This is a genomic window from Allocoleopsis sp. (assembly GCF_036703385.1).
Lineage (GTDB): Bacteria > Cyanobacteriota > Cyanobacteriia > Cyanobacteriales > Coleofasciculaceae > Allocoleopsis.
Genome location: NZ_DATNPA010000679.1, coordinates 1 through 9,240, shown reverse-complemented (window position 1 = coordinate 9,240; position 9,240 = coordinate 1). Strand labels below are relative to the sequence as shown.

Sequence of the window (9,240 nt, the reverse complement as noted above, 5' to 3'; positions counted from 1 at the left end):
CAAAGAAGACACGGAGAATGCCTCAGTTTCTACATCCTGCCTCACCCCCTCCTCTCTAGAACCTGGACAAATCTATGCCTACGACCTGAGTTTTGGCAGCGCTGAACAAAATCTTGCCCAAGCACTGACAGCAGAGCACTTTCCCCAGGTTACAGTTAGCTACTTCGAGCATCAGCTGCCAACCTTTGTCCTGCCGCCAGAGGATTTGAATGATTTGCGGTTGGCTCATGGTTCTTGCCGCAAGTTACACGGTGGTGGCTCGGATGCGCTACCCATCCTAGATGACCTAATCGAGCATTCTGCCAAAGAGCCAAAATCTCGACTCCATCAGCTCTTTTTCACCGGTGACCAAATCTACGGAGACGATGTTGCTGACCCTCTGCTGTGGGCCACGACGGAAATTGGTGATACCCTGCTCGGTTGGGAAGAAAATTTGCCCTTGTGGCAAACCTCAACCCCTGCTTCTGATATCGAGTTGCACTCAAAGGTAGTAGAGAGGAGAGACAAGCAGGATAAGGGGGACAAGGGCGACAAGGAAGAGAAAGGACTGTCTACGAACCCAATTTCGTATGAATACAAGAAAGCCAGTGAGCTGAAACCGGGACAGCGATCGCAAATCGCCAAAGATTACTGTAGCTTCACGGCGATGCATCTCAACAGCCCGGAGAAAGCCAAAAGCCACCTGTTCAGCCTGGGTGAATATTTTGCCAGCTATCTGCTCGTTTGGTCGCCCATACTCTGGCCCGATCGCTTACCGAAAGGCAAGGCAGTATATAAGGAGTCTAAACAGGCGAGGCAATGGGATGCGGAAGTTCGTCATCTCAAAGAGTGCATGAGTCAGTTGTGGAAAGTTCGGCGTGCCCTAGCCAATGTGCCAACCTACATGATTTTTGACGACCATGACGTTACTGATGACTGGTATCTGAATCGCGATTGGTGTATCAATGTGTTGAGTAAACCCCTAGGCCGGCGTGTCGTGCAAAATGCGATGTTAGCCTATGCGGTGTTTCAAGGATGGGGGAATACACCCGACCAGTTTGAGGCGGAACAACCGGGTGGAAATTTACTCAAAGCAGCCGTAAGTTGGTCGGCATCCGCAGGAACGGATGAGTCTGCCTCCAAAAAAATAGCGAAGTGTGTGGGAATTCCCCAGTTGGAACCGACAACTGGCTTGCCCAAATTGAGGCTGGATGAAGATGTCTTAATTCTCGATCAGGATTATCCAGATGGGACTCGGCCTGTAGAGTGGCACTACACTATCAGAAGCCACAAGCATGAAGTGATTGTACTCGACACCCGAACTTGGCGAGGCTACCCACTGGGAGATGGAGAGAGGGAAAGCATTTCTCATCCAAAAGCGGGTAACCAGGAGGCAAGCAGCCTGACGGCCTTTTCTGACCAAGGCTCAGATGCGATCGACTTTGCCGATACGCAAAGCGCGATCGCTCCTCCTATGCTCTTGTGCCCCACAGCGTTTCAAACACAACTTCAACACCCTTTGGAACTTAGCGATCAACTTAAAGAAACGGGGAAATTGGACATTGAAGTAACTTTTGTTGTCTTGCCGACAAACCTGGTAAGTCTGCGCGTTATTGACGAAGTTCAACGGATGGAACTAGAGAAAGGCCATGTTTACAACTCGGATGTGGGTGATGCCTGGAACTTAAATGAAGTGGCCCTATCGAGGCTACTGACTGAACTGTTTCAGCGGCGACCTGTAGTAGTGGTACTATCCGGTGATATTCACTACGGAGCCACTATTCGCCTCAGTTATTGGTTAAATCCTCATCACAAAGAGACTAAATCCCTATCCAAAATCCCAAACCCGCCCGCAGGACAAAGTCCAAAAACGGCAAAATCCCAAAGCGAAATCTTTCCAATCCCTAGTAATGCACGAGTGCTAGCCCAATTAACAGCAAGCGCCTTTAAAAATGGTGAATTAAAGACTTATGTGGCTCATACTAAAGCTAAATCTCTTGCCCCAGAATTACCTCAGAATTGGGCAGGATGGTACCAACCGCCTCAACTCGTGGAAATTCAAGTCACCCCCGAGAAGGTGCGAATGCTGGAGGTAGATGTGCCTGCAACGGGTCCCGTTCTGCGGCAAATCAAGGGGGTGTGTGGCAATTGGAATGTTGCTTGGGAAGTGGCAATAACAGACCATCACTTTCTCCCCGACTGGCAGTACTACGTGGAGTGGATTAAACGCGAGAAAGCGACGCTTGCTCCCTGGAGCGCTCAGCAGGTGTTTTCAGCCATGTCCAAACACAAAAACACCACTGGATGGCTCACAGCAGTGGGGAATCTCGTATCAATGCTCTGGCGAAATCAGTGGCTTCAAGAGGGTGAACAGATTATCGGGCGCAATAATTTTGGAGTAGTTAGCTTAAAGTGGCCCCAAAACGATGAAGAAACAAAGGCTGTGATTCAGGATGCTTATTGGCAACCGCCTTGGGAACCCAGTAGTGTCGTTTATAGCCGATATTTCGTTCCGTTGCGCGTCGATAACCCACCGCCACCTCCCAGAATTGCACCCAGAATTGTGCCACCCTCCTAAGGGAAAATTGAATCTCCCAACCCTCCTTGTCAAGAAAATGTAGTTTGCAAAGGAGCTGCCGTAAATGACTGGCTTGTGATGCAGGAACGTTGATTCCACAGCTCTCTCCTACTGTGACTGCATGGATTGATCGTACCAGCGATCGCATTGATGGAAGTGACGAAGAGCGATCGCTAGACTCGATTAAGAATTTATGTGGATAACACGCTAGCTTGAGGCAATAATTCAGGAGGCGATCGCATTCCTGCCCAACTGGGAAAATGCGATCGCCCCTAACTCTTGGTTAAGCTTTTGCGGCTGCGTCTTCGGCTTTCTTCGGTGGCTGACTCACACCCATGCGAATTTCTGAGTAAAGAGAGGCCATACTGAAACCGCCAGAGTGCTTGAGGATGGTGGTGCGTAACCGGAAATTCGGACTAGCAAACCACAAACGCTCCTCAGAATACATCGTTTCGTATTCTGTAATCATCGTTAAAGCGTCATCATTCCCAATCACGTAGCGACCTGTAACAGGTGCTTTTTGTGCGTCAGCCATTTTTCGCAACAGCTGACCTTCATTCGCCTTGTCTGGGTTGGGAACGGGTACGAGCACAGTGGAACCACTGCGCTTTCCTTTATCTTCATACCATTCCATCGTGCCGTCCCAAGTCACTCTCGCGCCACACACAGCGAGTCTTGGCTCGATGTGATACTGTTGGCAGAGTTGAACGACCTCTGGAGCATCGGCGGCAAGTATTTCAATGGTGATATTAGACTGACCACTCTCGGCTTGCTTGAAAGCCGGATGGTGACCAGTCCGTTGAGAAAACCACTTGCCCGCACTCTGCTCAAAAAACTCTTTAATATCCATGAAGATAAGTGAGAAAGCGTTAACGATTTGTAACTTTGCAGCATTTTAAGCGATCGCCCCAGGCTATCGCTCTATCCCTCCTTAGAAGCTTCTTCCAAGCGCTGTAGAGAGATTGACGCGGATTGAGACACTTGGGGATGACCGTCTTTCTCCAAGAATTTTAACGCGGCGATGCTTTTGTCACTCTTCAAATTCCCTAGAGCTTCTGCTAAACGCTGACGCACTAGCCAATCCTCTGACTGAGCAAATTCCAGGATGTCATCGACGGCTTCTGTGGCTTTGATTTCACCTAAAGCGGCGATCGCCGCTTGTTGGATTACCACTTCCTCACTCTTCAACGCTTGGATGAGAACCTCACGCGCACGGGGGTCTTTGATATTGCCTAGGGATACAGCTGCGCTAAAACGCACCAACCAATCAGTGTCCTCGTAGAACACCCGAACCAGCGTTTCCAAAGCTCTTGGGTCTGCCAAATATCCCAAAGCCCCAGCCGCCGCCGCACGAATGCCGTAGTCGGGGTCAGTTTCGACTAATCTTATCAAAATCGGGTAGCATTCTTCCGTTTGCTTAATCCCTAGGGCAAAGACTGCCATCGAGCGAATTTGTAAATTGTCGTCCTCTATAACCTTTTTGATCAAAGGTACCGCCTCGTCCGCTGGCACATCGCGCAGTGAGGCAAGCGCCACCATGCGATCGCGAGAGCTGGGACTCTCAAGCTGAGCTGAAAGTTGATCTAAACTGGGATAAGTCATTTGCTAAATAGGCTTTATTAAAAAATATTACAGAAAATTAGAATTTCTGCCACCTCATTGCAGGAGCAAAACTCAACGAAACACTGACTCCTGCTGGGTTTGACGCTGTTCAAACAAACCTACGCGGGAAGATTTGCTGTTCAGCTAGCTTTCGAGAGTAAAGTTGGCTGAGGACTTACCTGTGTTCCTGCTCAGTAATTGTTGAGACCAGGAACCATTTTTTTTCTCCAACGTCATAATAGATGGAATAAATTTTAAATTCATCTGAAGCAGCGCATTTCTTGTGTCTGGAGAATTATATAACCCGTCTAAAAAAATCAAGCCATCGCTCATTTTTAGCGGTAAAAATCCTGAAAGAATCAATTTAATCCTAAAAATAACCGCTACATAGGAACAGTTTCAGATGATGCTCCTTAAAGGGAAAAATTCAAAAAAAAGAGTAATGCTATGTGCGTTGAAATTTGCCACATTTGAACTTTTGAAACCCCCGAGTGGCAAAACGAGCAAAATCCAACACTCAAAATCCCAAATTTCAAAGGGTATAAGGTCGATGTCATTCGTCCTTCTACTACTGGTTAGCTCTTTCGGGTTGAGTAGTTGCAAAAGCCAAAGTAAGCAACCCGATAAGCGACTCGTAGAGGAGCTCAACCAACTCAAGACAGAAAATGCCAAATTGAAGATGGAGGTCGATCAGCTGAAGACCCAGCTAGACAATCCAGTGCCTGAACTAAGTCCATCACCTATACCCGTTGCAGTAGCCAAAAATTCCCCGACATCTACATCCGTTGCGTTCGAGGACATTAAAGGTGTGCTTGGAGAGAAGGAGATTACCGAACTCGCTCAGTTAGCGGTTTTTGATACCACATCTGGGAAATTCAACCCCCAAGCGCCTATCACCCGCGCTGAATTTGTGCGCTGGTTAGTTCGTGCCAACAATGCTTTTTTTGCAGGGTCTGCTGATAAGAAAATACGTCTGGCAGAAAGTGGTAAGGCAACATTCTCGGATGTTCCGCCCACTCATCCAGACTTCGGCTATATCCAAGGTTTAGCCAATGCAGGCTATCCCATTGGTGACGATGCTCAAACGTTTAAGCCCGACCAGATTCTTACCCGCGAACAGATGCTAGCGATGAAAGTAGCGCTAGACCATAGAGTTCCTATGGAGAGCTATAAAGGAGGTGCACCGGTGGGTTGGACGGACAGCAAGAAAATCTCCAAAAAGTACTGGTCCGCTTTATATGTCGAGAGTGTCTTGCAAAATAATGCCAACATTGGGCGAACGTTCGGTTCAATCAAGACGCTGAACCCACAAGCTGCTGTAAACCGAGCTGAAGCCGCGCGGTGTATCTCGGCGATTAGTGATAATGTTGCTGGTTTTACCACAGCTGAGGATGCTCTACAAAAGGTAGGACAATCAGGTTCACCTTAACCGTTTTCGACATTCTGGAGCAACAAATGAAGCTGGTAAAATTTATCGTTCCTCTGGTAATGGTAGGGTGTCTATTGCCTAATACCGCTCTCGCGGGTGGAACGCTGGGTTTAGATGAGATTATGCCCCTGATTCGTCAGTCGAAAAAACTGACGGGAGAAGTCAACGCGGCGCTAAAAAAGACGGGGCAAAAGGCTAACCAAATTAATTGTGTAGCTGTGAGATTGGGCAACCATTTTGAGCCTTTGAGCGCTTATCGAGTTGCCCCGTTTGATTGTCGTTTTGCCTCCAACAAATTTTTGCACATCGAGGCCAAAAATCTGGTGCGATTACCCAATGATCGGACTATATCTCTAGAAGATTTTTTGGATGTGCAACCTAGACCAAACAAAGCGTCTCTCGTTTTCCGCCTTCAGTCTTGGCAGTGGACAACAAGTGAGTAGTGATTGTCTACGCACCAGCCCAACTGATAGCAAATAAAAGATGAGAGAAACGACTTCTTTTCCTTTTATCTCTTGTTTTAACAACAAGATTTATATACCTGATCCTAAGTACAGTTGAGCTTAGAGCTGATGTAACTTTCCGTATCCTCCTAATAACAGCAGCCATACCACAACAACCAACCAATGAATGATTACAGGAGGCCACAGAGAGCCTGACCTCCAATAAACTATCATACAAATTAGACCCAGTAATGCTGTTGCTAACAGGAATACTGGATGGAAAAATGTAGGGAATCCTGATGAATAGAAGGTTACAGCATTAAGGGGATGTCCGATAATATAAGTGATTAAGCTAATGCTTCCCCAAATGCACTTGCTTCTGAAGGTTGTTTTTTCGGATTTATGAGGGAGGAGAATGACACGATAAAATGTTTCTTCTACGATAGCAGGTGCTATGAAGGTAAGCCCGATAAAACGGATAACAGTTAGCCAGGATAAATGGACGGATTCAAAGGTTAAAAACTTAGAATTCAACCCTACAGGCACGATAAGAGCAGCGAATAAAACTAGAATCCATAAGGAAAATATCCAAGTTTTTCTAGGAGGAAGTATTGAGAAGGCTTGAGTAACTCTATGAATGATGATTCTCAGACCATGACCCAACGGATTTATCTGCTGCATCGTTCATTTTTGTTCGGTTTTATAAAACGAAAATAAAGGTATTTCTATAAGTTGGCGTCAGCTCAGTATGACAGTTTGACAATTGGTAAAAAATGAAGCATCGCGCTAACTAGATTGACTCTCAGTTTCTGACAACTGGCATCTTGACTTTGCGTACCTCAGCGTAAACCTCATCTGACCTGCTTTCACTGGTGGCCGAGAACTGTCCCTTGAGTGCGATTCGTTTGGTAGAAATCACAGAGTTGTTTAATCAGAATTCTGATGAAGGATTACCAGCTAGGAAATGAACCTAGACAACTCAATTACTATGTGGGTTAAATTCCCACCACCTTAACATCGGGTTGAATCCATCCCCCACCTTTCACGGATTGGTATTCCGAAACTGGCAGTGCATGGGGGAAATGCGGATAAACTGGTAGCCTTAACTGGTGACGCCGCTAGGGAAGATAGATATGGCTAACGTATAGTGAACTTACTCCGCATCCTCACAGTTGAGTTGCGAAAGAGGCTGTATATCGGATGAAGCACAACTTCTTCGCTACCATTGATGATGACTTGTGCCTCAATAACCAATCGCTCCCCTTTGGCGGTAATGAATAAGCCCTTCTGTGCCCCTGCATTTTCAATTAAAATCTGCATGAACCGTTCGAGCAATCTGTTTAAAATAATCTCTTTAGATAGAGCTTGGGATGCTTTGAATACCGTGGCTAAATCAAGGACACGTAAATTGTTTGCTATGGGAGATGTCACGACTGAGGCACTTGTGATACTGGTCGCTCGCCCCCCAGTGAGTCTGGCAAACAAGCGGGGGTACCTGGATTCTAAATCGGCAACTTTCGCCCTTGCTCCCCACCGAATATACCCGTAGTGTGCCTCTCCTAGGTAGGTGTAAGCAATTTGCTCGTTTCCTAAACAGAAATAAAACTCCGCAGCTCGTTCATTGGCTAACGCCTCTACCTGAATATAACCCTGCTCTCTAGCTGTCTGAATTGCACGCTCGTAAGCCTCCATCGCTTCCAGCTTCCGTCCTAAAATTCGATTGATTTCAGCTTGTACAAGTTCGTATTTATGCTGATAGTTCTCAAGACAGTCGCTTGCCCATTTTTTCAGTTTTTTCTGATGCGATCGCACCTTACCAAGGATTTTTTTCTGTTCGCGATATGAAACAGCCTCATACAAGGCAAGTAACGCCAAAGAAAAGTAGAAATTGTGTTCAACGACGACAATCGTTCCAGCAACCCCTGCTGTATAATTTTCTGCTAACTCAGCATAGACTACAGCTTGCGAGTAGTTTCTCGTGAAATAAGATAAAACCAACTTTGTATAATAAGCATAAAAAAGCGAACTATAGTTTTTGACTTCCATCAAGAAACTCATCGTTTCCGCTTCGTCAAAAGTCTCATGGGGCAAGCGATACTCGTTCGCCAACTCACCCAACAAGGTCAGAACCAGTTGCCTCCATACCTTAATGAACTTACTTTGAAACTCCTGTCTTAACTTAGCCATCAACTCAACATATCGGGCTTGTTGCTCAGCGACAACCTGTAGCGGTCTGCCCACAAAAAATAGATGCATGTAATAAAATGCAGCATTGTAGCAGGCAAATTCTACATCTCCAACCTCGAACCCAATCTGAGACCCTTCTAATAGAAATTCGATAGTTGTCTGAATACGATCTTTCCAATGTCTAATAGATGAATTGAATAAGAAATAAATTTTACATTTCAGTTCTCTTGCCTCGAATTTCTCTAACAACTGCAAAGCAAGTTGACCTATCTGATAACCTAAATCCGTATCCCCACTCGCACAAAGGAGTAAGCCATATTGACCGTAAGCGATCGCAGATAGTGAGGCACGGCTGGATTGAGTTGATGGGGTGGAATGGGAACTCTGGCAATGTGACAGTGAACCAACTCCATTGGGTCTTTACTTAGGAAGGGTAACTGCCCTGTGAGCATTTCATAGAATGTGACACCTAACGAGTAAAAGTCGGTGCGGTAATCGATCGCTCGATTCATTCGTCCCGTTTGTTCTGGAGATAGGTAGGCTAGCGTTCCTTCTAAGCACTTGGGGTTGCTGATGCTTGGATTTTCTTTAGAAAGAAGAGAGGCTGTACCCAGATTTGTAATCCTGATCTGCTGACTGTTTGGATTGATGAGAATATTTCGAGGCTGAATGTCTTTATGGATAATATGATTTTCGTGCAGCTTTTCTAGAGCTGACACAAGTTGCAGAGAAATCGTTAAAAATCCTGAGAAACTAATCGCTCTATTCTTAATAAGTTCTGATAAAAATATACAGTCAAAATTCTCGTAAATTAAAATTAAGTTATTTCTCTGACTCTCTAAGGCAATCGGTGTTAACAGTTCTGCAATATCAAGATTTTTAGTGAGTTCATATTCTTGCTTAAATTTAGTAATGTTTTCCAGACTAGGCTCATCAAGCACTAAGAATTTAATAATTACTAGCAGGCGATCTTTTGGTCTGCGGGCTTGGTAAATAGCTATATCTAAATTAGATTGAAGCTC

The 9,240-nt window shown here is 45.7% G+C and carries 8 protein-coding genes; 3 read left to right on the top strand and 5 right to left on the bottom strand.

The window, feature by feature from the left end:
• The coding region (locus tag V6C93_RS32215; protein WP_333480767.1) for a hypothetical protein at nucleotides 1-2,557 on the top strand (2,557 nt) is incomplete at its 5' end.
• Nucleotides 2,558-2,840: 283 nt separating this feature from the next.
• On the opposite strand, the gene V6C93_RS32210 is transcribed toward V6C93_RS32215, so the two are convergent.
• Nucleotides 2,841-3,407 carry a phycobiliprotein lyase gene (locus tag V6C93_RS32210; RefSeq protein ID WP_333480766.1) on the bottom strand — a complete coding sequence of 189 codons (567 nt, stop codon included), beginning with the start codon at nucleotides 3,405-3,407 and terminating at the stop codon, nucleotides 2,841-2,843.
• Between the two features lie 71 nt (nucleotides 3,408-3,478).
• Complete coding sequence (locus V6C93_RS32205; RefSeq protein WP_333480765.1) at nucleotides 3,479-4,159, bottom strand: HEAT repeat domain-containing protein; 681 nt, start codon at nucleotides 4,157-4,159, stop codon at nucleotides 3,479-3,481.
• A gap of 550 nt (nucleotides 4,160-4,709) precedes the next feature.
• Between V6C93_RS32205 and V6C93_RS32200 the strand changes: the two genes are divergently transcribed.
• Together V6C93_RS32200 and V6C93_RS32195 are read left to right on the top strand one after the other, a co-directional pair.
• Nucleotides 4,710-5,588 (top strand): S-layer homology domain-containing protein, encoded by an 879-nt coding sequence (locus tag V6C93_RS32200; RefSeq protein WP_333480764.1) that lies wholly within the window; start codon nucleotides 4,710-4,712, stop codon nucleotides 5,586-5,588.
• A gap of 26 nt (nucleotides 5,589-5,614) precedes the next feature.
• Nucleotides 5,615-6,031, top strand: a complete 417-nt coding sequence (locus V6C93_RS32195; RefSeq protein ID WP_333480763.1) for a hypothetical protein — start codon at nucleotides 5,615-5,617, stop codon at nucleotides 6,029-6,031.
• 120 nt (nucleotides 6,032-6,151) lie between these two features.
• On the opposite strand, the gene V6C93_RS32190 is transcribed toward V6C93_RS32195, so the two are convergent.
• The 3 genes from V6C93_RS32190 to V6C93_RS32180 form a co-directional block, all read right to left on the bottom strand.
• On the bottom strand, nucleotides 6,152-6,712 hold the full coding sequence (locus V6C93_RS32190; RefSeq protein ID WP_333480762.1) for a type II CAAX prenyl endopeptidase Rce1 family protein: 561 nt from the start codon (nucleotides 6,710-6,712) through the stop codon (nucleotides 6,152-6,154).
• 456 nt (nucleotides 6,713-7,168) lie between these two features.
• Nucleotides 7,169-8,287 (bottom strand): hypothetical protein, encoded by a 1,119-nt coding sequence (locus V6C93_RS32185; RefSeq protein WP_333480761.1) that lies wholly within the window; start codon nucleotides 8,285-8,287, stop codon nucleotides 7,169-7,171.
• A gap of 209 nt (nucleotides 8,288-8,496) precedes the next feature.
• The coding region (locus V6C93_RS32180; protein ID WP_333480760.1) for a serine/threonine protein kinase at nucleotides 8,497-9,240 on the bottom strand (744 nt) is incomplete at its 5' end.